Below are 23,266 nucleotides of genomic sequence, written 5' to 3'. Positions count from 1 at the left end.
ATTAAAATAACCATGCCTCCTTTAAGGCATGGTTATTTTGGTTGAACCATATTTACATTTTCTGATTTTGACTATAGTTATTTATGACTGCCAAAACTTTAGTGGACTCTTTCATCCCGCTTTTACACAAAGGACAAGAAGGTGTTTCACTGCTTTTGAAGTTGTCTCTCATCCAACCTTTGCAGTCTTCCGATTCACAAACCCAAATCTTTGTTTCGTCTGTTACGATTTCCTCTACTTCTCTTCTTCCAAACGCCATAGTGCCACTCTCCTATCTTTTGAGGTGGGGCAAACTACATCCACACTAATATACTTTTAGTATTCCAAAATACGAGGAAAAAATAATATTATTTTTTAAAATGATTAAAAAAGATGAAGCCATGTTATCGGACACCATCGTTATACAATCTCTTCCAATACTTATTGTACCATAAATCAAAAGAAAAGACATCTATCTTACCACCTTTTTAGTGGTTCGGACAAGCTGTTTTATCAAGAATTTTGCTTCCAATTGTGGAAATTGCTGCGAAAAGAAGAAAAAGTGCTTTTCTTCTTTCACTACGTAATATCCTATCTCCCTCAAATCAGCAGCATCAAGCTTATGAAATCCCTGAAGTATCAGCGTATATCCATATCGATCTGCTTCCTTTTCCATATAGATCAGAGCTTCCCTATCCAGTGGGCTTGTATCGTCGATGAGTATGAGGGAATCCTTCCATTTTTGATAATACACCATAGCTGTTTCAGTAGAAAAAACGTAAAGAGGCTTTTCCCGGAAAAGCAACTTTCCACTTATTAATCTGTTTTCTCTTTCTTCCCCCTTTGCCTTAGTAAAGAGTGAGGAGGATTTGCTATTTCTTTTAAAATACAAACCAAAATATAAGAGAACAACGGCAATAGCAGAACCAATTGCCACATCCTGGATCAATGCCTGCGGATGAAGTGCAAAAAGATCCTGCAACCTGCCTGGCACCATTTTCCGCAGATACACGATTTGTAGGGAGCCAACAAGTACATACAATAGGGAAATACAAAAAAGAATGCATCCATCGATAATAATTTTTGTTAAGGTGTATTGACTGACAGAACGATGGAATTCCCGTTTAGAGCCATACAAAAGCAAGAGTGCACCGAGGAGAAGGACCACCTCCCACAAATGAAACCCTTTAGAAAAACTGACAAACATTCCAATTATTAAAACAAAAAAGGTAAAGTAATAGGCTCTTCTGACCTTATCTTCTATCGCTCTGGCCAGTACCAAAAGGATGATTCCGATTGCAATGGAGACCTGCTGGGAAAATTGCAGCAACTCCAGGGCTAGGAACTGGTCTGCAAGCTTCACCCTATGAATGAATGCTGGAACCACTGGGAAAAGCAGCAGCAAAACGCCAACCACCAATACCCAAACTGATAATATGCGATGGCATGCAGATGAAAATGCTTCTTTGTCCGGAATAATGGTTCTCCATATTTTTTCTTTATATAGAAAATGCCCTAAAAAGATTGTACTGATCATAAAGGGAATCACATAATAAACCAGACGGTATAGAAATAGGAGTGCCAATGCTTTTTCTTCTGAATTTCCGAAACTCGCCATTCCTACCAGTATGACAAAATCAAAAGCTCCCACTCCTCCTGGCACTGTGCTCAATACTCCGGAGATGGCTGCCATAAAAAAGAGTAGTATGACTACATGAGCAGGCATATGGACATTCAAGGCAAGTGAAATCTGAAAAAATAGAAATGCGGCAAATCCCCATTCTAATAGCGATATTGCCACTAAATTCAATTGAGTGTGGTTTGTCACTCTATTTGTATAATATCCGGCAGCAACAATAAAAATGCCGTAGCCACACATAATCAGCAGTGGCAGCTTTATAATAGGATAATTATGCAGAACGATAGGTGCATACCATTCATAAGCCAGCACTATCCATGCAAAAAAAGATAAGCCAACCAACATATAAGGTAAAAGGATGGTGACCGATTTAAGGAAAAAGTAGATATTCCCTGTATGTTTCCGGTAAAACAAAGTTCGTAAACCGACCCCTGCAAAACCCCCAAATCCCCAAAAGTTTGCATAAGCGTTTGCAGAAAAACCTTGTACCATCATTTTCCATTTTGGAACATGAACGTTCAACTTCCCAATTAGATAAACATCATAAAGAATCATGGTTGCAACAGCACATACACCTAACAAAAAAATCCAGAGAAACCAAGGGAGGCCGATTTCCTGTATTTTCTGCAAAACAAGGGACATATTCACAGCACGCATCTGTTTTGTTCCTTCTATGTAAATCAAAATTAAAATCGTCAAGGGAAACACGACCTTAAGTACTTTCAAGAAATATGTATTTTTCAATAGCTGCATATGTAATCTTCCTTCGAGTTAAGGTTGTTATTCCAAACGTATCATAGTTTGTATTCGCTTTCCATGAGTTTTTTCCATTCCTTCCTTTAGCCATTATTAAAAATGGAACCTTCCCAACCCATTTCTTCATATAGATAACTAACATGACTTGAAAGGAGCTTCACGATGAAAGACAAGAATTCTGACTTAACTCCAAAAAAAGGCTCGCGCCCACCCAAGCCCGATATTCTTCAATCCATTGATTCCTTTTTTAGCAGTTCACCTATTAAAGGGCTCTTGAGGCAAATGGATGATTTTTTCGGCCAATCCTTCGCTAACGCTACATTTCCTATTGAAACAATAGAGTCCGAGCAGGAATTTATCATCCATTGCAAATTGGCAGGAGTAAAAAAAGAACAAATTACGATTGAAAACTTCGACAGGTACATTACGATCAGTGTGGATCATCAAGAGATTTTGGAAACATCTGATGAAGGAACCCATTTATATTCCAAAAGCTATTCCGCAAACCGATCCAGCCGCAGCGTTCCTATCCCGTCATATGTGAAGATCAATGCACTACAGGCAAACTACCGCGATGGACTTCTACAAGTCCGTTTCCCGAAAAAATCAAAGCGGCAAATCAGAATCGAAGACTGAATACAGAAACGACGCCACATATGCGTGGCGTCGTCTTTGTTAGTTTTTATGGGATCTTGATCCGTACTTTGGATTTTCCTCTGGAGTGGAATCCTGTTGTATGCTGGAGATTTCCTTTGAAGCTTCTATATCTCCCTTATTGTTTGGATACTTATTTTTCCGCTCCCGGTTATCGTTGCGATTTGTCATTCGTTTTCCTCCTACATTGTTTTGATAAATGTTATTTTGATGCTATCGCTTATTTTTCCATAAATCTTCTTTCTTACTTCTGGTAACTTCTGATAGCTCCATCCCTACATACTTTTTCTTTCCCTACAAAACATAAAGATAAGGAGGTGTTCTACGTGGAAAAATACAAAAAGATCTATGCCAGTCCGTCTACTTCTCCATCCCTTGTCATAAAGACAAACCTGGATGAAAAAGAGAAAGTGGAAAATCCGTATTACAGCTCCTCTCTCAACCATCAGGAAGAAGAAAAGCTGGATAATTTCTTTTTTGATGGGAAAGCAAAGGGCGATTATCATGAATAAGCCACTCGCCTACTTACAAGAGATTCTCACCTCTTATGGTGAGGACAGGGAGATGGCAAACAGTATCATTCTAAAGATGCATGAAAAGAGATATGAGAATACAGTTTCTTTTATCAACGAATTGAGCGACGAGCAGGTTCAGTTTCTCAATCATTCTCTTCCAGATGAAATGAAGCATGCATTGGAGTCGGAGGATTTCCCCCGTCTTCAGCAATTGAATGAGGTTTATGAGTTATTATAGTTTAGGGAAACTTGTCCTGCTAAATGAACGCTGTCAAAAATCTTTACGAACAGATCTGAATATAAAAAGGATGCCTCTATACCGGCATCCTTTTTTAAGCCTTGAACGTTGCTGCAATTCCCTTTACCATATTATTCAACTGATTGACCGTGTTCATCATCTGGCCAGCTGTATCCATCATTTTCTTCATGTCCACATTCCCATCCTGCCCTTTGAACTGATTCATAAACGATTGAACCTGTGAAGATTGTGGTTTATTGTTCTGATTTTGCGTCGGATAAGGATTCATGAATGGTGTTTGAGGGAACATGTTCATTCCCTGTGGCATTCCACCCTGTACAGGGAAAGTTGACATACCATTTACGCCATTAGGCTGCTGCATTCCGTTCTGGAATCCTGCTTGGGGCATGATACCATTCTGTCCAATCATTCCATTCTGTTGAAAAGGAAATCCCTGAAACCCCGGGATACCTTGGAAATTCTGGTTCGGAACACCCTGGTTGGCAAACATGTTCATCCCATTCTGGTTGAATACCTCTTGGTTCCAGCCTTCGATACCTCCGTTGAAAGGGAATCCAGCCGTCATACCTGGAAAGCTGCCACTATTCATAAAAGGCATCATATTCTGCATAGAAGGCAGTTGATTCAATAAAGACATATTCCTGTTATATGATAAATGTCTAGGTCTTCCGTACATTCTCCTAAACATTCAGATCCCTCCTCTTATCTCGCTCTATCCATAGCATATGAATGACTACTGGGAAACGTGCCTATCTTACCTGGTCGGTCAACCTTCCTCACTCTATTGGAAATTTTTATATTTTATGTCCCATTTTGTCGGAAGTTTCATTTTTTCAAAAACAAGAAAAATTCCAATCCCATGCTACTATAAAAGTAACTTCAAAGTGGGGGGATGTTTTGGTGGTACTAGAAGAACTTCATCACAAATTTGTTACTTGTAAAAGCTATGAACCAATGGAAGAAAATGAGTTAATGGATTTTGCCAGGCAGCTTTATTTACGTGAAGAATTATCGATTGTACAGTTTCGATGCCTCATCAAAGAGCTAGAAAAAAAAGGTGCAGTTCCGCCAAAAACCTTCGAGGATATTTTAGAATTAACATGATATGCTTTTATGCCAGGAGATCCCACATCAGGATCTCCATTTTTATTTTCAATGTAATGAACCTGAAAAATTGAGGAACAATAAAAAGGATAAAAGGAGGAATGAACGATGAGCCGTGGAAAACATTTTCAGCACAAGAAAAAAGGCCATGAACCTACAATAGGATCTGCCCCTGCAGAAAAAAAGGTATTTGAAAAGGCAGAGTTTGCAATAGAGCCTTCTGCCAAAAACGGAAACCGTCCTGTCACCATTCAAAAAGAGAAAGAACGATAAAAAACAGTGCCTGCCCCACGAGGGTACAGGCACTGTTTTCACTATTTTTTTGATAGAATATCATTCAATACATAACGGATCGATTGGATCATCCCTTTGAACCTTTTCTCACGGGTATCCGGGTAGAAACACTGGACCGTTACATGATTAACATTTTCAACCGTGCTGACAATTTGCTGCGAATGAATATATTTGGGAGCTGCAATCCCTATCCACTCCACCGTTTCCTTCTCCCATTCCAGCAATAGAGCATGCACTTCATCGGCAAAGGGTTTTACCTCGTTGAAAAAATCAGGCTCCATTTTGTTTTCCTGTGTGTGAATAAACCGAGATTCAATTCTCTCTATAAAATCCATTAGCTTTTTCGTCAGTGCCAATACTTTACTGCTAGTGCTTTCCATTTTCTCACCTCTAGCAATAAATAGTACCATAAAAATGAAATTTTCTACACAGATACTGAATAAGCACGTTGACTAAACGGGATAGCAGGCTTCGTCTCCACCTTATGATTTTTCTGTTCCTTCATTACCTTTTCCACTTCATCCAATGTATAATGCAACCGTTTAATCTGATCCTTCATGACTTCTTCCATTTCTTCCCGCTCGATTTTCATGGAATTGGACATAGTTTGCTCCAGCACATCCATTTGCAGCATCATATCATCAAACAACTTAGAGACATCATAGCGTGATACAACATTGGACATAATAATCCCCTCCATACTTTATTACTGTTACATTTCGCCGCTATTTTCCATCCACCTTCCCATGTGACAAAACTAGAACTAATTCGCCAAAGAAAGTGTTTTTCTGCGACATTGCATGTTTTTGTCGGTACAGGAGAAAATATAAAAGCAAATTCACTACAACATATAGGAGGTTTGTATGATGGCAAAAAAACGGAATAACAAACAACAAAGCCAACAACAGCACAATCGAAATGCCGCAGAAAATGCACCAGAACAACTGGACAAGAAATTAGGCGGACCGAATCGTCCTTCGACATAAGAAAAAGGGGCCTGACCCTCAGTGCGATGTCGCGTTAAAGGATTGAGGGTCAGGCCCCTTTTATTCGATCACAACCAATTCCTTAAAGCGATCAGCCCATGCATCTGGTGCTGTTTATGGATGAACCATTTTGTCAGTTCCTCTTGTTTAGGGTTTCTTTGGCAAGGCTGCCTCCACTTTTCCAGTTTTTTTGCACCTTTAAAAACCCAATCCTCCAGATTTTGTTTTTCGTGACTGATAATCGGATAAGCAGACCTTAATATCGGTGTTTCCCGGAGAAGCCTCTTATTTAAGTATTGTTCATAATCTCTTCTTGATCCTGTATGTTCGGTATGGACTGAGAATTGGTGAAAGGATTCATGATGCTCTGGTGAGAATAACAGTGCAGCCAGTTTTTTGCCCAATTCTATTCTGTTGTTCAGCTTTTGAAAACCATGAACAGAGTAACCATACAGCTTTCCTTCAAGTGTCGGGAATACGACACAACTGAAATGCCCAAGATCCTGAAATGAGTATACCATTGTCTTAAAGACTTTCTTTTTTAAAGTGCGACTCTGAAGAACCTGTTTCTGGATGAGGTTTTGTTCATTGATGATAAGGGAAGTAATTAAACGTTCCTCGTCCCCTTCCTCCCAGAACCTCAGCCATTCATATTCCATGAAACAGGAAACGCGGAACTCTTTTAATAGATGGAAATATGATTTGTTATAATAGGAGGATAGTTCATATATTAATAGTTGCGGAAAGGCATCCTGAAAGATCATCCAATTTGCAAGCTCATACGTATAGAACAAGGGAAACCGCTGCTGCCAATCAAGCGCAAGGGTGAACCAGCGGCCTTCTAGGTCTGTAATATTCCATCCGGCATTACGGGAAACCATGCTGGCCAAGAATGCCCATTTGATTCCTTTGTTCCGCTCATAAAAGCTGGCATATGCCTTTGTACGGGAGATATTATCAAGATTATGTTTTACTGTATTTTTTTTAATACTAGTGATAAACTTATTTTCTTGAAAGGAATATACATAATTCTTCCTTTTTTCACCAATGGAATGATAGCTTTGAAGCATCAAAGAATGACTCAACTCTTTTCCTCCTTGCACAGGCATGGGGTACATCGCCACATAAATTTGACGTTTTTTTCCTAGATAAGGTTAGTTTTGGTCTATAGGGGGAATTTTATGAATATCCGATACCCAAACGGAAAAGTATTTCAGTCAACCGCAAATACGTCTTCTAAAAACAAGGCTCCCGTCTTATACGGAAACAGAGGAATGACACTTGAGGACGACTTGCATGAAACCAATTTGTACTATCTGCATCATCAGATTGCTGTTGTTCATAAAAAGCCCACACCCATTCAGATTGTAGATGTCCATTATCCGAAAAGAAGTGCGGCGGTCATCAAGGAAGCCTACTTCAAACAGGCATCCACCACTGACTTTAATGGAGTATACAAAGGGAAATATATTGATTTTGAAGCGAAGGAAACCAAAAATAAAACTTCCTTTCCGCTTCAGAATTTCCATGAACATCAGATTCAACATATGCAGCAGGTAGTGAAACAAAATGGAATCTGTTTCGTCATATTATTGTTCCGTGTTTTTAATGAAGTCTATTTGCTGCCGGCTGAAAGGTTGTTTTATTACTGGGAGAGAAAAGAAGCTGGGGAAAGAAAATCAATTACAAAGCAAGAGGTTGAAAAGGACGGGTACTTGATACCTATAGGTTTTCAGCCAAGAATTGATTATATTAAAATAATAGACAGTGTCTATTGCTAACCCCTGAATCACGGCAAAAGCGGAGAAAGGCAGGTCTGTTACATGGCAGATAAATATCAATCTAGAGAACAGAGAAGAAAAGCATTACAGGAAGAAAAAGGTGCAAAAAAGGGACCTAAAACAGCACAACGAAAAAATCTTTTCAAAAAGATCTTTTTAACCGTACTGATAGTTGGTATTGTTGGACTTCTTACAGGAATAGGTACATTTGCATTCTATGTAAAGGATACTCCCCCTCTTGATGAGACTCTTTTAAAAGTTCCCGTCCCTTCCAAGGTATATGACAGGAATGGTGAATTGGCCGCTGAAATTGGTGGACACGAGGCAAGGGAATATGTGGAATATGATGAAATTCCACAGCTGGTGCAGGATGCTTTCCTTGCAACCGAGGATGTCCGCTTTTTTGAACATAAGGGAGTGGATTACAGGCGTCTTGCCGGAGCTGTTTTGGCAAACGTTACACGAGGTTTCGGTTCAGAGGGTGGCAGTACTATTACACAGCAATTAGTGAAGTTATCCTTCTTGTCCAAAGATAAAACGTTAAAAAGAAAAGCCCAGGAATTTTATCTGGCATACGAATTGGAATCCCGCTTCAGTAAAGAGCAGATTCTTGAAATGTATTTAAACAGAATTTATTTTTCCAATTATTCATATGGAGTTGCCAAAGCTGCTAAAAACTATTACGGAAAATCACTGGATGAATTAGAGTTGCATGAAGCAGCAATGCTTGCAGGACTTCCACAAAGTCCGAACAACTACAACCCGTTAACGAATCCGGAAAATGCTGAGAAACGTCGCAATATTGTTCTCAGTTTGATGGTACAACATGGCAAAATAACACAGGAACAAGCGGATGAAGCAAAGGCGATTCCTGTTGACTCTACATTGGCAAGCGATGTAGAGAAGACAAACTTCTCCAATAAATACAATGCATTCATGGATCGTGTTATCGAAGAGATATCCGAACAGCTTGGAGAGGTGGATCCACAGGCAGATGGTTTGGAGATCTATACAACATTAGACGTGGATGCCCAGGAGCATGTGGAATACCTGCTATCTGATGAGAGCGGCATTGCGTATCCGGAAAATGAAGATTTCCAGGCAGGTGTATCTTTGATTGATACGAAAACAGGTGAAATTCGTGCAATCGGCGGCGGTCGCAATCATGTCAAAACAGGCTTGAATTATGCAACAGATATTCGCGTACAACCAGGTTCTGCCATCAAGCCGATATTGGACTATGGCCCAGCCATCGAACATCTTGACTGGTCCACTTATCAGCAAATTGATGATGAACCGATTTCTTATTCCAACGGTGCACCAATCAACAACTGGGACAAAAAACATAAAGGTGTGATGAGTATCCGTGAGCATCTTGCGGATTCACGTAATATTCCAGCACTGAAAGCCTTCCAGGAGGTTGGAGCCGATAAAGCGCGCGACTTTGCTGTGAAGCTAGGCATTCCACTAGGCGAAGATATACCGGAAGCATACTCGATCGGTGGTTTCAATCGTGGTATCTCCCCTCTTCAACTAGCTGGGGCATATGCCCCATTTGGGAATAGCGGGGTTTACACAGAACCTTTTGCTGTAACCAAAGTAGTATTCCAGGACGGCAAGAGTGTTAGTTTAAATAAGGAATCGCAGGTAGTGATGAAAGATTCTACCGCATTCATGATCACTGACATGCTGAAAACATCAATAACTACTGGTTTGGCACGTGCAGCAAATGTACCGGGCTTGAACCTTGCAGGTAAATCAGGGACTACCAACTTTTCATCTGATGACCTGCAAAAGTATGATATTCCAGCAGATGCAGCTCCAAGTACACTATTTGCAGGATACACCCCGTCCTACACTGCTGCTGTTTGGACCGGCTTCAACAAGGGCGGCGAAGATAATTACTTAAGAAGTATTGCATCCGGTTCTGAAGATCAGTATTTATCGAGAGAAATTTTCAGGCAGCTGATGGAGCATGTCTCCACGACGGATGAGGATAAAGCGGACTTCCCTGTTCCGAAAAGTGTCGTAAGAGTTGCTATCGAAAAAGGATCGAATCCACCGCTTAAAGCGAGTGAATTCACTCCGAAAGATCGTATTACCAATGAGTATTTCGTTAAAGGTACGGAACCTACGAAAGTATCAAAAGAATTTGAGAAGCTTACTAGTCCGTCAAACTTTACAGCCACTTATGACGAAGCTACAAATCAAATTCTGTTAAATTGGGATTACCCGGAAGATCAATTGGAAAATGTAAGCTTTGATGTGAAAGTTGCTGTGAATGAAGGGTCCCCTCAAGCATTGACTATAACCAAAGAGCTTGGGTTGGCAGTTAATAATCCTGACCCAGGGGCAACATTTACATTTGAGATCACAGCTTTCATTGATGACAACAAAGAAAGACGTAGCGACCCTGCTACACAGTCCGTTCAGGTTCCTGAGCTTGTAGAAGAGGAAGAAATCGTTCCTGAGCTCCCTCCAACTCCACCTGGCGAGGGTGATGGCGAGGGTGATGGCGAAGGTACCGGTGAAGGTGACGGTGAAAGTGATGGCGAAGGTGATGGCGAAGGTGACGGCGAAGGTGACGGCGAAGGTGACGGCGAAGGTACTGGTGAAGGTGGCGGTACTGGAGGCGATACCGGCGGCGGTACCGGAGGTGGAACCGGTGATGGCGGAGACGGTAGTGGCGAAGGTCGAAACCGTGGTCAAAACAATAACAATGATGATGAATAAAAAAAAGGTAGGACCCGATATTTTGGGTCCTACCTTTTTTGGATTGCCTGCATTTTATAGAACAGTTTGCTGCTTTCTGTAAAGAGCTGCTGCAACTGTATAAAGGCGTGATACATTTCCGGCTTTTTCATGACAAAATCAAGACGCTCTACAATATTTACAGGTATTACTGGCAATTGCAGTATCTCCTTTTCCCAATCCGCCAATGAACGCACCGGTACCTGGTTCATCCAGAATATGGCTTGGAGAAGTAACGCAATGCCACCAATTACATGGACCTTCACATCAGAACGCTCTCTTTTATCATGAAGCAAGTTTAGTTTCTCTTCCTTTTTATTCCATAAATGGAACAATAGCGGTACCGTCTGTGAATGATGTTCCCATGGAAGGTTTGAGGGAGCAAGGCCGAGTGCGTATGCCATGTCATATTTGAAAGGGACAGTCAAACTTGTCTGCCAATCAAAGCGTCCTGACTCGACCACTTCGCTTTCAGAATAATACAGCGGATGGGCGAATGCTGTGGGCACTCTCATCATTTAACCTTCCTTTTCATTCTCTTTTTGCCCTCACGGCACATTTCAAGCAATGGACAGCTTTCACATTGCGGATTTTGAGCCTTGCAATGATATCTTCCAAAAAAGATTAAACGATGATGTGTGTCTGACCATTTATCCATTGGAATCTTTTTCATCAACGTTTTTTCCACTTCCAGCACACTGTCTTTCCACTTGCAGATTCCAAGTCTTTTACTGACCCGTTCTACATGCGTATCCACCGCAATAGCGGGCACGCCGAATGCAACGGATACAACAACATTTGCAGTCTTTCTCCCTACACCAGGAAGCTTTACAAGCTCATCTCGATCCTGTGGAACCTCTCCTTCGTATTCATCAAGTAGGAGCTGCGACAAATTCCGGATATTTTTTGCTTTGTTGCGGAACAATCCGATAGATCGTATATCCTGCTGCAGCTCTTCCAAAGTAACTGCTAAATAATCTTCTGGTTTCTTATATTTTTCAAATAACGTTTTGGTTACTTTATTTACTAGTGCATCGGTACATTGTGCCGATAAGGCTACTGCAATGACGAGTTCAAATGGATTGCGATGATTTAATTCACAATGTGCATCTGGGAACATCTCCCCCATCACTTCAACGACTTCATTGACCTGTTTTAAATTAAGCATTGACCTGCCCCTACCCTTCTTGCTTTGCTCAGATAGTTATATTTTTATTCTTTTGGTTCTAAGCGAATAATCTTACTTAAAAAGGAAAACGGCAGTAATCCGTTTTCCTAATATGATCTACCTTTAGTCCAGCCAGTTATAAAATGGAACCGTGTTTTTATTGGGTTTATTCATAGGCACTTGATTATGCTGTTTTGAAGGAATATTGGACTTTCTGAATTTCTTGCCAAATTCGTTTGCTTGGTTGAGTGTTTTAATGCCATTCTTTTTCCATTCAAAAAGAATACGGTCAATATATCGGAAATTCAGTTTCCCCGAGATAACAGCCTCTCGCAGGGCAGCTTTGATAATAGTTGGATCATGGTGGTCCTGGTCCATCCACATACCAAGCGTTTCACATTCAAACGGCGACAACGGTCGTCCGAATTCCTGCTCAAAAATAGTATAAAGATTGATTTCATCGTCCTTATTGGATTGAATGGTTGCCTGTTTGGTTTTCTCTAGCATAAACTGAATCATTTTTTCCCATAAGGGCTGGAGGGAATAACGTTCGTATTTGATGGAGTACTCGTCCATCTCATCACTGATGGCAAGATACCCTTTTTGTAGTAGATGACGCAGGATTTCCATGCATTCTGTAGGATCTATCGTCATTTTATCTGCAATTTCCATTGGGGTAGGAAAGATTTTTCCGCTTTCCACGAAAGAATGTACATGAAGGATGAGTAGAAACTCTTTTTCATTTAAGCCTAGCTTCACGTAATTGTTCAATAAGTAATTTGGAATGGAAAGATTCCCTTCCTCCAAAAATTCAATAAATTGCTCTTTTTTCATTAGGAGACACCTCATGACTAAGTATAACAAATTTATACCTTTTCTTCTAAGGAAAAATTAAGAAAAGCATTGGTCAATCTGTAAATAGAGCGTCTCCACTAAACACCCTGTTGATTTCCGTTCCAGGAGTTCGCTTTCCGCGGGCGGCCTCGGGAGCCTCCTCGGCGCATGTCTGCGCCTGCGGGGTCTCCCTTGACACGCTGCTCCCGCAGGAGTCTCACTCCTTGCACTCCAATCAACAGGGGCGAACCTGCAACAATAATGCGTAATATTAAAAATAAAAAATCATTTGTATTATACTTCTCCATGTCAAATTTGAATCCTTATACTATGGGAAAGTATGAAGAGGTACTTGTAAAGATACACAGGGTTATCGCCCCACAAAAAGTTTAGAAAACTCAGTTGATTGGAGTGGAAGGCACGGAGACTCCTGCGGGAGGAAGGGGAAGCCACTGAAAAACGAGTTTATTATTTGAATTTTATTTAAAAAACTAAACAAAAAGAGCTTAATTGGAAATTGCCACCCAATTAAGCTCACATTTCACCCTATCTTACTATTTATTTTTCATCGATTAGCTTAACTATTCGTTTTAAATTTACTGCGAATATCGTAGTGGCACCTTGAATTTGCATCCCAAATAGACTTGCGGCTTTTGATTTTTCATACCCATGTCTATTCTTTAACTCACTATTCTTTGCTTCAACTTTATATCTTGAGCGGGCAAGTTCTTTGAATTCATCTGTCTGTTGAAACGCTTCTTGTTCTAAGTGTTCATTTGATTTTATAGGGATGGAGTAGGTCTTCGACTTAGCTCCTTCTTTATAGCACCCTCGACGAATCGGGCAAGCTTTACAAACCTCAACGTTCCAGAAATATTTTAGTTGATCGTTACGGTTTGTTCCCCTTTTCTTTATCAGTCCACTCGTTTTCGATAAGTGCCCAGCAGGACAAGTAAATCGGTTTGCGTCTTTATTAAATACAAAACCATCTTCTTTTTCCCGGGTGCCGTTTGTGATGACCGGATGCAGCTTCGCTACAAGTTTTATGTTTTTTTTATGAGTATAAATCAAATTATCTTTCCCGGAGTAAGCGGTATCTCCACCTACTGCATCTACTTTCATCCCTGCCTGGTTAGTTTTCTCCACTAGTTCTTTTAGGTATTTACCATCGGCTTTTTCTCCTGATGTGATTACGGCAGCAGTGATAATTCTTTCGTCAGAAATAGCTAGGTGGGTTTTATATCCAAGAAAAGAGTGGTCTTTCGATTTATGTCCAACCCGTGCGTCGGAATCTGTAGAGAAATGAGTTTGGTGATTACAATCTTCAAATGCCTCTTTTAAATGGTTTAGCTTTTCATTGACTGCAGGGATCTGTGAATATTGTGGATTATTTTCTAAGACATCTACTAAATTTTCCGTGTAGTCTAATTCTGCTTGTAAATCTTTACTTACTGGTTTTTCAGGGAATATTTTTTTTGCTTTTTCATCAATTTGGTAGACAGCTTTGCGCAATAGTTTTGATTTTTCCTGAAGATATTGCTTAGCTGTTTTAGATCTATAACGAGAATTTGTATGTGTAGAATCGATAAAGATTATGTTTTGTTTAATAAGATTATGTTCGATTGCGATATCTACAGTTTTTCCAATTAACATATCTAGAATTTCCATATCCTTAAGACGAAGTCTTCGGAATTTGGTGAGTGAGCTAGGGTTGATTACGGATTCTTCTGGAGCCATATCTAAAAAGAATTTAAATGACATATCATATTTTGAGCGCTCCACCACGTCTACATCTGATAGGTCGAAAATTACCTTTAACAATAAGTATTTAAACATTCTGATTGGTGGTATGGCATTACGTCCGTTATCGAGGGAATACTTATTTTTCAGTTCTTCGTGTATGAAGGAAAAGTCCACAATTCCGTTGATTCTTCTTAGTAGGTTATCTTTCGGTACTACTAAGTCATAAATCTTGGCATAGGGACTCAAAGCGAATTCTTCTTGGTTCGTTAACATAAGCACACCACCTAAAGTTAGTACTTTTATTATAAAATAAAATAACTAGACAAGCCTTAAAAAATTTAGGTTTGTCTAGCTATAGGAGCACTTTTTCAGTGGCTTCGAGGAAGGGACAGGGGAGACCCCACAGGCGAAGCCGAGGAGGCTCCCGGACCGCCCGCGGAAAGCGCAGTGCCTGGAACGGAAATCAACGGGCATTATTATACAGGCTCAAAAAAACTGTAGACAACCTCGAATTACCTCGAGTTTGTCTACAGTCTGAAACCACTTATTAAGGGAACAAGTGGTTTTAAATATCATGGATAAAGACGATTTAATAGTCTTGGGAATGGAATGGCTTCACGGACATGTTCTGTGCCGCTGATCCATGCCACTGTACGTTCTAAGCCAAGACCAAAGCCAGAGTGTGGTACGGAACCGTATTGGCGTAATTCCAAATACCATTTGTATGCATCAGAATCCAGGTTATGCTCTTCCAAACGCTGCTTCAGCAAATCAAAATCGTGGACACGTTCGGAACCACCGATGATCTCGCCATAGCCTTCCGGTGCAATAAGGTCTGCACATAATACTACATCGTCACGTTCTGGATGCGGCTGCATGTAGAACGGTTTGATGCCAATTGGATAATGGGTGATGAATACTGGCATATCGTAGCTTTCTGCGATTGCTGTTTCATGTGGAGAACCAAAATCATCACCCCACTTAATATCATCAAATCCTTTTTCGTTCAGGAACTTGATAGCATCATCATAGGAAATGCGCGGGAACGGTGCTTTGATTTTTTCAAGTTTTGTTACGTCTCTATCCAATACGCCCAATTCAAGCTTACAGTTTCTTAGGACGGCCTGAACAATGTAGGAAACATACTCCTCTTGCACTTTCAGGTTGTCATCAAATTCGATGAATGCCATCTCTGGCTCGATCATCCAGAATTCAATGAGATGACGGCGTGTTTTGGATTTTTCCGCTCTGAAAGTCGGTCCAAAAGAGAACACCTTTCCTAAGGCCATTGCTGCCGCTTCCATATAAAGCTGACCACTCTGGGAAAGATACGCATCCTCATCAAAGTATTTCGTTGCGAATAGCTCTGATGTACCTTCAGGAGCACTTCCTGTCAGGATAGGCGGATCTACCTTTACAAATCCATTTTCGTTGAAGAATTCATACGTAGCACGGATCACTTCATTACGGATTTTCATGATTGCATGCTGCTTTTTGGAACGCAGCCATAAATGACGGTTGTCCATTAAAAATTCAGTACCGTGGTTTTTCGGAGTAATTGGATAATCAACCGCTTCATGGATCACTTCCAGGCCGGTAACACCCAATTCATATCCGAACGGAGATCTCTCATCTTCACGGACAATACCTTTGACATATACGGATGTTTCCTGAGTCACGGATTTTGCGCTTTGGAAAACTTCCTCGGCTACCTCTGCTTTCACCACTACTCCTTGAATGAAGCCGGAGCCATCACGCAATTGTAGGAAGGCGATTTTCCCGCTTGAACGCTTGTTTGCAATCCAGGCACCAATCGTTACTTCCTCTCCTACATGCTTATATACTTCTTTAATTGTTGTCTTCACTCTTATGTTCCCTCCAACCTTGTTCTAGCAACTTTTTCTTACTGTTATGTACATAACCTATATTATACAAGCCATGAATAAAGGAAGCAAACACTTTTAAGTATGCTTCCTTCCCTTCATATCACTTCACTGCAACATTTTCCATGTAACGTGCAATACGTTCTACAGCCTGCTCCAGCTGGTCGAGGCTTGTAGCATAGGAAAGGCGCACGTAGTTGTCTGCTCCGAACCCGGAACCTGGAACCAATGCCACCTTTTCTTCTTCAAGCAAGGCTTTTACCAGACTGTCCACATCCTGAAAACCAGCTATTCTCGCAGCTTCAGATGCATTCGGGAATAAGTAGAATGCCCCTTGAGGCTTAATGCAATGGAAGCCTGGAATCGCATTTAATTTTTCAAATATGATGTTGAGTCGTTCTTCGAAAGCTTTACGCATCACTTCCACATCTTCCTGTGACCCTGCATACGCTGCAATGGTTGCGTATTGGGCTATTGAAGTGGGATTGGAAGTGCTATGGCTTGCAAGGTTTGTCATTGCACTGATGATGGTGGCATTTCCAACAGCATAACCGATTCTCCAGCCAGTCATGGAATGGGACTTGGACACACCATTAATGATGATGGTCGATTCTTTCAGCTCAGGAGATAACTGGGCGATGGAGATATGCTCGTTCCCATCGTATAAAAGCTTTTCATATATTTCATCGGATACGATCAGTACATTGTGCGCAAGACACACTTGGCCAAGTTCTTGCAGCTCTTCTTTTGTATAGATCATCCCAGTAGGATTACTTGGTGAATTAAGAATAAGTGCTTTGGTTTTAGATGTTATAACTTCTTTCAGCTGGGAAGCAGTAATTTTAAATTGGTTTTCTTCTTTTCCTTCCACATAGACAGGAACTCCCTCTGCAAGCTTCACTTGTTCTGGATAGCTTACCCAATATGGTGTTGGAATGATCACTTCATCATCTTTATCCAACAGAACCTGGAACAAGGTATAGAGGGCATGCTTTGCCCCAGTGCAGACAATCACTTCAGAAGGCTTGTAGGAAAGCTTCTGGTCTCTTTCCAATTTGTTGATTATTTCCTTTTTCAACGCAGGCAATCCACCTGATGGCGTATATTTGGTAAGCCCTTGATCCATCGCTTTTTTTGCAGCATCTAAGATATGTTCAGGCGTATTAAAATCCGGCTCCCCTGCTCCAAGACCGATAACGTCATGACCTGCGTCTTTTAATTCTTTTGCTTTTGCTGTAATTTCCAATGTAGTAGATGGTGTTAAGGTTGATACTCGTTTGGCTAATTTCATGGTTCTTTTTCCTCCCGCTCCGATTAAAACGTTATACGTTGATAATACTCTCCATCTTCAAACTTAATGTAGTACAGATTATATCGGTCATTCTGATCTTTGAATTTGATTTCCCATAGTGGAATATCGTTCTCCATTGCAAGAGAAACCGATAAGATCTCCGAAGGTTTCCGGTCGGTATCGACATATTTCATTACATCTTTTTTGGCTACTCCATCGCTCGCGTTTGCTGTCAGGGCAATATCTTTCTTTTCATCCACCCAGATGATTATCTCTTCATTCTTATCATCCGTTCCCTGGACGATGGTGTAAGGAGTCGTACCATTATATGTATAAACCTCATTGATTGTCTGTAGGTTTTTCTCTTCTTTTGCTATTTTGGTGGCCTCATTTTCATCCTCGCGAATAGGCGACATGGCTGTATGGTAAATGGACACAAGCTGCCATACGAGCAGGATAACAAGGAGGGTGCATATAATAATAATCCATTTTTTCATTTTATCACTTCTTTATGTACGATATATGGTGAATACTGCTTTATCTTTATTATCTTCATCTAAAGCCAAACCAAACATAAGGTTTTCCCTTTTTAGATTTCGATTGAGTGTGTCGACAATTTTATACAGATCGGAAGAGTATTCCACTTTTACGGTGGAGATCACTTCAATTTTACTTTCCATCCCAAAATCCTCCTGCTTTCAAGCAATTATTGTTACTCATATTGCCCCTATATGTCGGTAAGAATATAAGTACTGAATCACCTATAGTGTTCAAACACATTATAACAGTAAATATTCAGTTTAGTACAATTAAGTACTTTTCAGTATAATAAATTTTCTCCTATCCTACACCGATATTTTGAAAGGGTGTATCAAGTGGCAGCTTGATTCACCCTATTTTTTGTTTTTTAGCATTGAATGATAAATTATTTTACATCTTCATTAAACACCGCTGTTGATTTCCGCACTAGGCGCAGCGACCCAAGGGGCGTTTGTGGAGCCTCCTCGGCTTCGCCTGTGGGGTCTCCACTAAACGCTTCCTCCCGCAGGAGTCTTCGCCTATTGCTCCAATCAACAGCTAAGCGTAGTTATACATGAGTGTAAACTTTTTTCCCAAGTTTATTTATGACATTTGCAAAAAAGTGTCTAGTGTTAGTGTGAAGACGTGATAGTCGCCTTTTTGCATTTTTATGGTGATATTTCCTTTTTGGCTTGTGAGATATAGGTCAAGCCATGTTTCCTGGAGTCTTTCGAGGACTTGTGACTTTCCTTCTGTTGTTTCTTTATGAAACACGACCGCTGTCTGCGGATCACAAGCTTTCAGGAATTTTTTTGATGTTCCCGTATCATTACCGAAGTCCCCAACCTTTATTATGTTGACGACACTTAGGTTATGCTGCTGAAGCAATCTGTTCTCGACTTCTTTATCTGCACTGGTCATGTATAGCAGATGCGTTTCATTGAATTCAAATAATAGATCCATCCCAAGATGCTTTTTCTTGGAATAGTCTTCATTCAGCACCTGTACATTCAGGTCCTCCACAAGTTCACTTTTTGTTCCTTTTTCCCACCAATCAGTCTCAATATCTAATCTGGCATCGGACATGCTCCTTGGGAGAATCACTTTATCTATTGTGAAATTATCCAAAAGATACTTCAGATTCCCTGTATATTCAACGTCGGGGCTGGTAATGATCAGTCCAGATATTTCGTCGACTCCGTATATTTTCAAATAATGCTGCAGTTCATCCTCTGATTCAGGAGCTCCGGTATTGATCAGGATATTCTCTCCTTCCGAGTTCTGGATGATGGTACTTTCGCCATTTGGCAGATCCAGAAAGGTAAAGGCTATTTCCTCTTCATCCAATTTCAGGTCAATGTTCTCTACGTCGGTCGGGTACTCAGGCTGGAGTATTCCGAAGTTTATCAGTAGTAGTCCCAGCAAGAATAAATTCCACATTCATCTCATCCATTCTAACCATAGTTGTGTACTGTATTAAAATGACTACATTCGCTTTAATCTATACTATGGAGAAGACTGAAAAAAGTATCTTTTTTCACAATCCCATTTGGAATTGCATCAATGAATTGAACACCATACCTTTTCTCTGCCACTCTTCTATCGAAAATAAAGATGTCCTTGCTTCCGTTACCTTCCAAAAAATTGGCGACCATTTTTTTGAACCGAAGGACTGCGATTGGCAAAGATACATCCATAAAGGAGTTTCTTCCTTGCTTTTCAACCTGGTTGATTTTCGTTGCAAGAAGCGGTTCATCAAGAGCTCTGAATGGCAATCGAATGATAACTAATGTATTGATCTTCTCTTTTTTGATCGAGACCTCTTCCAGAAAGCTGTTAGTGACCAAAAGAATGGCGTTTTCGAAATTGGCGGAAGCCTTCAGGATTTTCTGCTTGCCACCGCTTATACCACTTTGGCTTACAACGACTGTTTCACTTGATTGTGGAGAATTTTTCAACTCATTGTAGACCGCAGACAGCATGTCACTCGAAGAGAAGGAAACAAGGACCCTTCCTCCCTTATGTGCCAAAAGCTCCTGAATCTGCAGAGCAGCAATCGAGACGAATGTCTCATTTTTCCCCTTTTCAATGTACGGCATATCAGTTGGAATAAACACTCCTGGGAGAGCCTTTGAATCATGCGGCTTCAACACCTTCATAACCGGATAAAAATCGGTGAGTCCAAGTTCCTCCATTGTAAATTCAAAGCTGTCATTTACACTGAGCGCTGGTGAAACGAATATCACACTGCTTTTCATCTGATAAAATTTTTCGGCCAGCCTTGTACTGATATCCAGAGGCTGCTCAAAAATCGTCAAAGAGTTCTTCGCCCCACGAACGTTCACCTCAAACCAAGTTAACCGGTCTTTCTTGGGGACAAACAGGAGCGAATAGAAGGTTTCCCGCATTTCAGTAAGTACCATTTGCTCTTGTAGGAGGTATTCGGATTGTATGTCCTCGGATACGGAGTCCCTTCTGCTTGCCTGTTTCTCTAGGGTTAGGATGACATCCGTCAACGACATGTAAAGCCTTTGTGCTGCCTCCTGCACTCCTGCCCAGGCTCTGCCGCTCTCCTTTTGAACAGAATAACGGTAGGTTACTTTGGATGACGACCTTTTGGTTCGAGCAAGGCAATAATCCCTTAGAATCCGAAACACATCATCCAGCTCCACTTTTGCTTGCTGTACGGCACGTACATCGGGGAGCTTGGATAAGGTAAAATATATATCCAAATAGCTTATTTCTATTCCAAGGAATTTACTGACGTTTTGATGAAACACATTGGCATTTTCGATAATGTAATAATGCATTCCCTTTAATACATCCTCTTTCCAAATTTCTTTGGCCAAAAAGGAATGATTGGTAAGCAAAAGACTCGCATGACTTATTTTTTCCCTTGCTGCCTGGTAAAAGCAATGTGCTGCTTCTGCGACTCCCATCTCGGAGGGTAATGAGCAATTGATGGATTCCCATAAAAGCCGGCCGCCGGATGACAAGGATAACTCCTCCATATCACCAGACCCAGTTTCCGTCAGCCATACAAGAATCTGCGCTTTAGTCAAAACCGCATCATAATTGTCTTCCTCTTCTCCAAGCGCGTGTAAAAATCGAGGCAGACTCAAATAATAATATTTGCCTTTAATGGAGGTGGTAAGCAAATTGAAATCTCTATCATCCATCTGTAACTTATTGAAAAGCTCCCGGATGGTGCTAAAAGTACCGGAACGATGACTGCTGATGACAACCTGTTTATCATTCTCGAGGGAAAATAGAAACGCTCCCAGCAGATAGGAACACTCGTCCTCAAATGAGGTTGGAATTTCTAAAAGCCCATGCTGCCTGGATTCAAACAGCCCCCTTATTTCATCTACCGCAGTGGAATGCCCTATATTCTTTTTTATCGATGAAAGTAGTAACTCCTTGCGTTTCACCCTCTCATCAACTTGATGTTCAGCAGGAGCTTTTAGGACAAGCCTATCCTCATACAGATAGTAATCATCGGAAAGTGATGCATCTGTATCAGCGGAGTGGAACAGGATATAAACGTCACTTTTCATATTATGTAATAAGGTATGTAATTGTCGGCTCGTTTGAGCGGGAAGGCTCTTTATCTTCTCCAATAGATTAAGGAGAATGATTGCAGTCACTTCCGCATCACTGTCTGCGCGATGAGGATTATCGTGATCAAGCTGATAGAAGTCAGCCAGGTCAGTCAGTTTATAGCTTGAACGGGTAGGGAGAAGAATGCGTGCAAGCTCCACTGTATCCACTGTATTCCCTGAAAAAGCAGGATAGCCGCTCTCTTGAAGTTCATGCTGAAGAAAGGACAGGTCAAACGGGACATTATGTGCCACCAATGTTGAACCTTCCAGCATTTCCACTAGCATAGGTGCTATTTGGGCAAAGGTCGGTGCCTTTTTTACCATCTCATTATTTATACTTGTCAGTTGTTCGATAAAAGGAGGAATTTTGCAGCTTGGATTGACAAAGCTCGCAAACCGTTCCGTTATTTCGCCATCTTCCACTAAAACAGCGCCCACTTGTATAATTTTATCTTGTTTTTTCGGAGAGTTCCCTGTTGTTTCCAAATCCAGGACAACATAACGCTGTTTCATTTCTTTACACCTCATAACTTCTCAAATCATCTATAAACAAAGTATCATAGTCACTGAACGAAAAAAATAGTTAAATTTATTTTCTCCAGTCTTTTAAAAGAAAAACCCCCATTTAAGGGGGAAAGCTGTTTTCGCATTAATTGATATTTTGGTTAAAGATATTTCCCGTGGATTTCCGCTCCAGGCACTCAGCGCCGCGCGGGGAGGGATGGGAGCCTCCTCGGCTTACGGCCTGTGGGGTCTCCCATACCCTCTATCTTCCCGCAGGAGTCAAGTGCCTTCCGCTACAATCCACTCACGTTTCTAATCATTTTTCTCTATAGGAGATTACGATATAAAAAAGAATCATTTATTATTCAAAATTCATATTTTCACTTTAAGATTTCAATAGAGCTCAAAATAATTTTACTCTCCCCCTGTTGGTTGGAGCGCAAGGGGTGAGACTCCTGCGGGAGAAGCGTGTCAAGGGAGACCCCACAGGCGCTCTAGGCGCCGAGGAGGCTCCCGAGGCCGCCCGCGGAAAGAGAACCCCTGGAGTGGAAACCAACAGGGGTGTTTGAAGGGAGAAGTATTATTTACATATAAACTAAAAAATTATTACATGTGAATTATATCATGACTGTGGCTGCTGGTTCTGTTCCGAGCATTTCCACGATTTCATTGTTTTCATTCATCACTGCCACCTTTGGCTGGTGGTCTTTTACTTTTTCATCTGCGATCATCGCATAAGAAATGACAATAATGACGTCCCCTTTTTGAACTAAACGGGCTGCTGCACCGTTCAAGCAGAATTCTTTTCCGCCTCTTTCCCCAGGGATGATGTACGTTTCAAAACGTGCACCATTGTTATTGTTTACAATCTGGACCTTTTCGTTTGCGACAAGTCCAACAGCATCCAGAATATCCTCATCGATTGTGATACTGCCGACATAGTTAAGGTTCGCATCCGTCACACGGGCACGATGTATCTTGGCATTCATTAAAGTACGAAACAT

26 protein-coding genes are annotated in these 23,266 nt (G+C 40.9%); 8 read left to right on the top strand and 18 right to left on the bottom strand.

Translation table 11 applies throughout. The features are described 5' to 3' along the window. Positions 1-52: 52 nt before the first annotated feature. Together ABN702_RS07305 and ABN702_RS07300 are read right to left on the bottom strand one after the other, a co-directional pair. Positions 53-259 (bottom strand): cold-shock protein, encoded by a 207-nt coding sequence (locus tag ABN702_RS07305; RefSeq protein ID WP_204414551.1) that lies wholly within the window; start codon positions 257-259, stop codon positions 53-55. A 192-nt stretch (positions 260-451) separates the two neighbouring features. Further along, a complete protein-coding gene (locus ABN702_RS07300) occupies positions 452-2,371 on the bottom strand; it encodes a lysylphosphatidylglycerol synthase domain-containing protein (RefSeq protein WP_417900056.1) in 1,920 nt (639 codons plus the stop codon). A gap of 165 nt (positions 2,372-2,536) precedes the next feature. On the opposite strand from ABN702_RS07300, the gene ABN702_RS07295 reads away from it, so the two are divergent. Further along, on the top strand, positions 2,537-3,010 hold the full coding sequence (locus ABN702_RS07295; RefSeq protein WP_417900055.1) for an Hsp20/alpha crystallin family protein: 474 nt from the start codon (positions 2,537-2,539) through the stop codon (positions 3,008-3,010). 39 nt (positions 3,011-3,049) lie between these two features. Here ABN702_RS07295 and ABN702_RS07290 read toward each other — a convergent pair whose 3' ends face one another. After that, on the bottom strand, positions 3,050-3,199 hold the full coding sequence (locus tag ABN702_RS07290) for a hypothetical protein (RefSeq protein WP_417900054.1): 150 nt from the start codon (positions 3,197-3,199) through the stop codon (positions 3,050-3,052). Positions 3,200-3,354: 155 nt separating this feature from the next. Between ABN702_RS07290 and ABN702_RS07285 the strand changes: the two genes are divergently transcribed. After that, positions 3,355-3,540 (top strand): hypothetical protein, encoded by a 186-nt coding sequence (locus ABN702_RS07285; protein ID WP_224840179.1) that lies wholly within the window; start codon positions 3,355-3,357, stop codon positions 3,538-3,540. Beyond that, a complete protein-coding gene (locus tag ABN702_RS07280) occupies positions 3,533-3,781 on the top strand; it encodes a sporulation protein (protein ID WP_417900053.1) in 249 nt (82 codons plus the stop codon). Before ABN702_RS07285 ends, ABN702_RS07280 begins: the two co-directional genes overlap by 8 nt. Positions 3,782-3,875: 94 nt before the next feature. Here the strand turns inward: ABN702_RS07280 and ABN702_RS07275 are convergent, their stop codons facing one another. Beyond that, complete coding sequence (locus ABN702_RS07275; protein WP_417900052.1) at positions 3,876-4,490, bottom strand: YppG family protein; 615 nt, start codon at positions 4,488-4,490, stop codon at positions 3,876-3,878. A 212-nt stretch (positions 4,491-4,702) separates the two neighbouring features. Here ABN702_RS07275 and yppF point away from each other — a divergent pair, with 212 nt between their 5' ends. Together yppF and ABN702_RS07265 are read left to right on the top strand one after the other, a co-directional pair. Then, complete coding sequence (yppF, locus tag ABN702_RS07270; protein WP_204414562.1) at positions 4,703-4,906, top strand: YppF family protein; 204 nt, start codon at positions 4,703-4,705, stop codon at positions 4,904-4,906. 108 nt (positions 4,907-5,014) lie between these two features. Then, the gene (locus tag ABN702_RS07265) at positions 5,015-5,179 is read left to right on the top strand and encodes a hypothetical protein (RefSeq protein ID WP_204414563.1); all 165 of its coding nucleotides are present in this window, start codon (positions 5,015-5,017) and stop codon (positions 5,177-5,179) included. 41 nt (positions 5,180-5,220) lie between these two features. On the opposite strand, the gene ABN702_RS07260 is transcribed toward ABN702_RS07265, so the two are convergent. Together ABN702_RS07260 and ABN702_RS07255 are read right to left on the bottom strand one after the other, a co-directional pair. Continuing rightward, positions 5,221-5,580 (bottom strand): YppE family protein, encoded by a 360-nt coding sequence (locus ABN702_RS07260; RefSeq protein WP_417900051.1) that lies wholly within the window; start codon positions 5,578-5,580, stop codon positions 5,221-5,223. 44 nt (positions 5,581-5,624) lie between these two features. Beyond that, complete coding sequence (locus ABN702_RS07255) at positions 5,625-5,885, bottom strand: hypothetical protein (protein WP_417900050.1); 261 nt, start codon at positions 5,883-5,885, stop codon at positions 5,625-5,627. A 178-nt stretch (positions 5,886-6,063) separates the two neighbouring features. Here ABN702_RS07255 and ABN702_RS07250 point away from each other — a divergent pair, with 178 nt between their 5' ends. Then, on the top strand, positions 6,064-6,186 hold the full coding sequence (locus tag ABN702_RS07250; RefSeq protein WP_417900049.1) for a spore protein: 123 nt from the start codon (positions 6,064-6,066) through the stop codon (positions 6,184-6,186). A gap of 68 nt (positions 6,187-6,254) precedes the next feature. Here the strand turns inward: ABN702_RS07250 and ABN702_RS07245 are convergent, their stop codons facing one another. Further along, positions 6,255-7,271 carry a DUF2515 family protein gene (locus tag ABN702_RS07245; RefSeq protein WP_417900048.1) on the bottom strand — a complete coding sequence of 339 codons (1,017 nt, stop codon included), beginning with the start codon at positions 7,269-7,271 and terminating at the stop codon, positions 6,255-6,257. A gap of 96 nt (positions 7,272-7,367) precedes the next feature. Between ABN702_RS07245 and recU the strand changes: the two genes are divergently transcribed. Further along, positions 7,368-7,967 (top strand): Holliday junction resolvase RecU, encoded by a 600-nt coding sequence (gene recU, locus ABN702_RS07240; RefSeq protein ID WP_417900047.1) that lies wholly within the window; start codon positions 7,368-7,370, stop codon positions 7,965-7,967. Positions 7,968-8,009: 42 nt separating this feature from the next. After that, positions 8,010-10,700, top strand: coding sequence for a transglycosylase domain-containing protein (locus tag ABN702_RS07235; protein WP_417900046.1), 2,691 nt, complete (start codon positions 8,010-8,012; stop codon positions 10,698-10,700). Positions 10,701-10,729: 29 nt separating this feature from the next. Here the strand turns inward: ABN702_RS07235 and ABN702_RS07230 are convergent, their stop codons facing one another. From ABN702_RS07230 to panD, 11 genes are all read right to left on the bottom strand, one after another. Further along, complete coding sequence (locus ABN702_RS07230; RefSeq protein ID WP_417900045.1) at positions 10,730-11,236, bottom strand: YpoC family protein; 507 nt, start codon at positions 11,234-11,236, stop codon at positions 10,730-10,732. Beyond that, positions 11,233-11,886, bottom strand: a complete 654-nt coding sequence (nth, locus tag ABN702_RS07225) for an endonuclease III (protein WP_417900044.1) — start codon at positions 11,884-11,886, stop codon at positions 11,233-11,235. The genes ABN702_RS07230 and nth overlap by 4 nt, the downstream gene beginning before the upstream one ends. 123 nt (positions 11,887-12,009) lie before the next feature. Continuing rightward, on the bottom strand, positions 12,010-12,720 hold the full coding sequence (locus tag ABN702_RS07220; RefSeq protein ID WP_417900043.1) for a DnaD domain protein: 711 nt from the start codon (positions 12,718-12,720) through the stop codon (positions 12,010-12,012). A 558-nt stretch (positions 12,721-13,278) separates the two neighbouring features. Further along, positions 13,279-14,736: an IS1182 family transposase gene (locus tag ABN702_RS07215; protein WP_417900042.1), complete on the bottom strand. Its 1,458-nt coding sequence runs from the start codon at positions 14,734-14,736 to the stop codon at positions 13,279-13,281. A gap of 299 nt (positions 14,737-15,035) precedes the next feature. Beyond that, positions 15,036-16,328 carry an asparagine--tRNA ligase gene (gene asnS, locus ABN702_RS07210; protein ID WP_417900041.1) on the bottom strand — a complete coding sequence of 431 codons (1,293 nt, stop codon included), beginning with the start codon at positions 16,326-16,328 and terminating at the stop codon, positions 15,036-15,038. Positions 16,329-16,449: 121 nt separating this feature from the next. Beyond that, positions 16,450-17,637, bottom strand: coding sequence for a pyridoxal phosphate-dependent aminotransferase (locus ABN702_RS07205; RefSeq protein WP_417900040.1), 1,188 nt, complete (start codon positions 17,635-17,637; stop codon positions 16,450-16,452). A gap of 23 nt (positions 17,638-17,660) precedes the next feature. Next, the gene (locus ABN702_RS07200; protein WP_417900039.1) at positions 17,661-18,134 is read right to left on the bottom strand and encodes a DUF5590 domain-containing protein; all 474 of its coding nucleotides are present in this window, start codon (positions 18,132-18,134) and stop codon (positions 17,661-17,663) included. A gap of 12 nt (positions 18,135-18,146) precedes the next feature. Then, positions 18,147-18,317, bottom strand: a complete 171-nt coding sequence (locus tag ABN702_RS07195; protein WP_417900038.1) for a YpmA family protein — start codon at positions 18,315-18,317, stop codon at positions 18,147-18,149. 442 nt (positions 18,318-18,759) lie between these two features. Beyond that, positions 18,760-19,596 carry a ComEC/Rec2 family competence protein gene (locus ABN702_RS07190; RefSeq protein ID WP_417900037.1) on the bottom strand — a complete coding sequence of 279 codons (837 nt, stop codon included), beginning with the start codon at positions 19,594-19,596 and terminating at the stop codon, positions 18,760-18,762. 56 nt (positions 19,597-19,652) lie between these two features. Beyond that, positions 19,653-22,271, bottom strand: a complete 2,619-nt coding sequence (locus tag ABN702_RS07185; protein WP_417900036.1) for an exonuclease domain-containing protein — start codon at positions 22,269-22,271, stop codon at positions 19,653-19,655. A gap of 608 nt (positions 22,272-22,879) precedes the next feature. Next, positions 22,880-23,266, bottom strand: a complete 387-nt coding sequence (panD, locus tag ABN702_RS07180) for an aspartate 1-decarboxylase (protein WP_386638724.1) — start codon at positions 23,264-23,266, stop codon at positions 22,880-22,882.

Source organism: Bacillus haimaensis, assembly GCF_048270625.1.
Taxonomy (GTDB): domain Bacteria; phylum Bacillota; class Bacilli; order Bacillales; family Bacillaceae_I; genus Sutcliffiella_A; species Sutcliffiella_A haimaensis.
The sequence above is the reverse complement of the archived record's forward strand: the minus strand, read 5'-3'. Positions and strand labels throughout refer to the sequence as shown.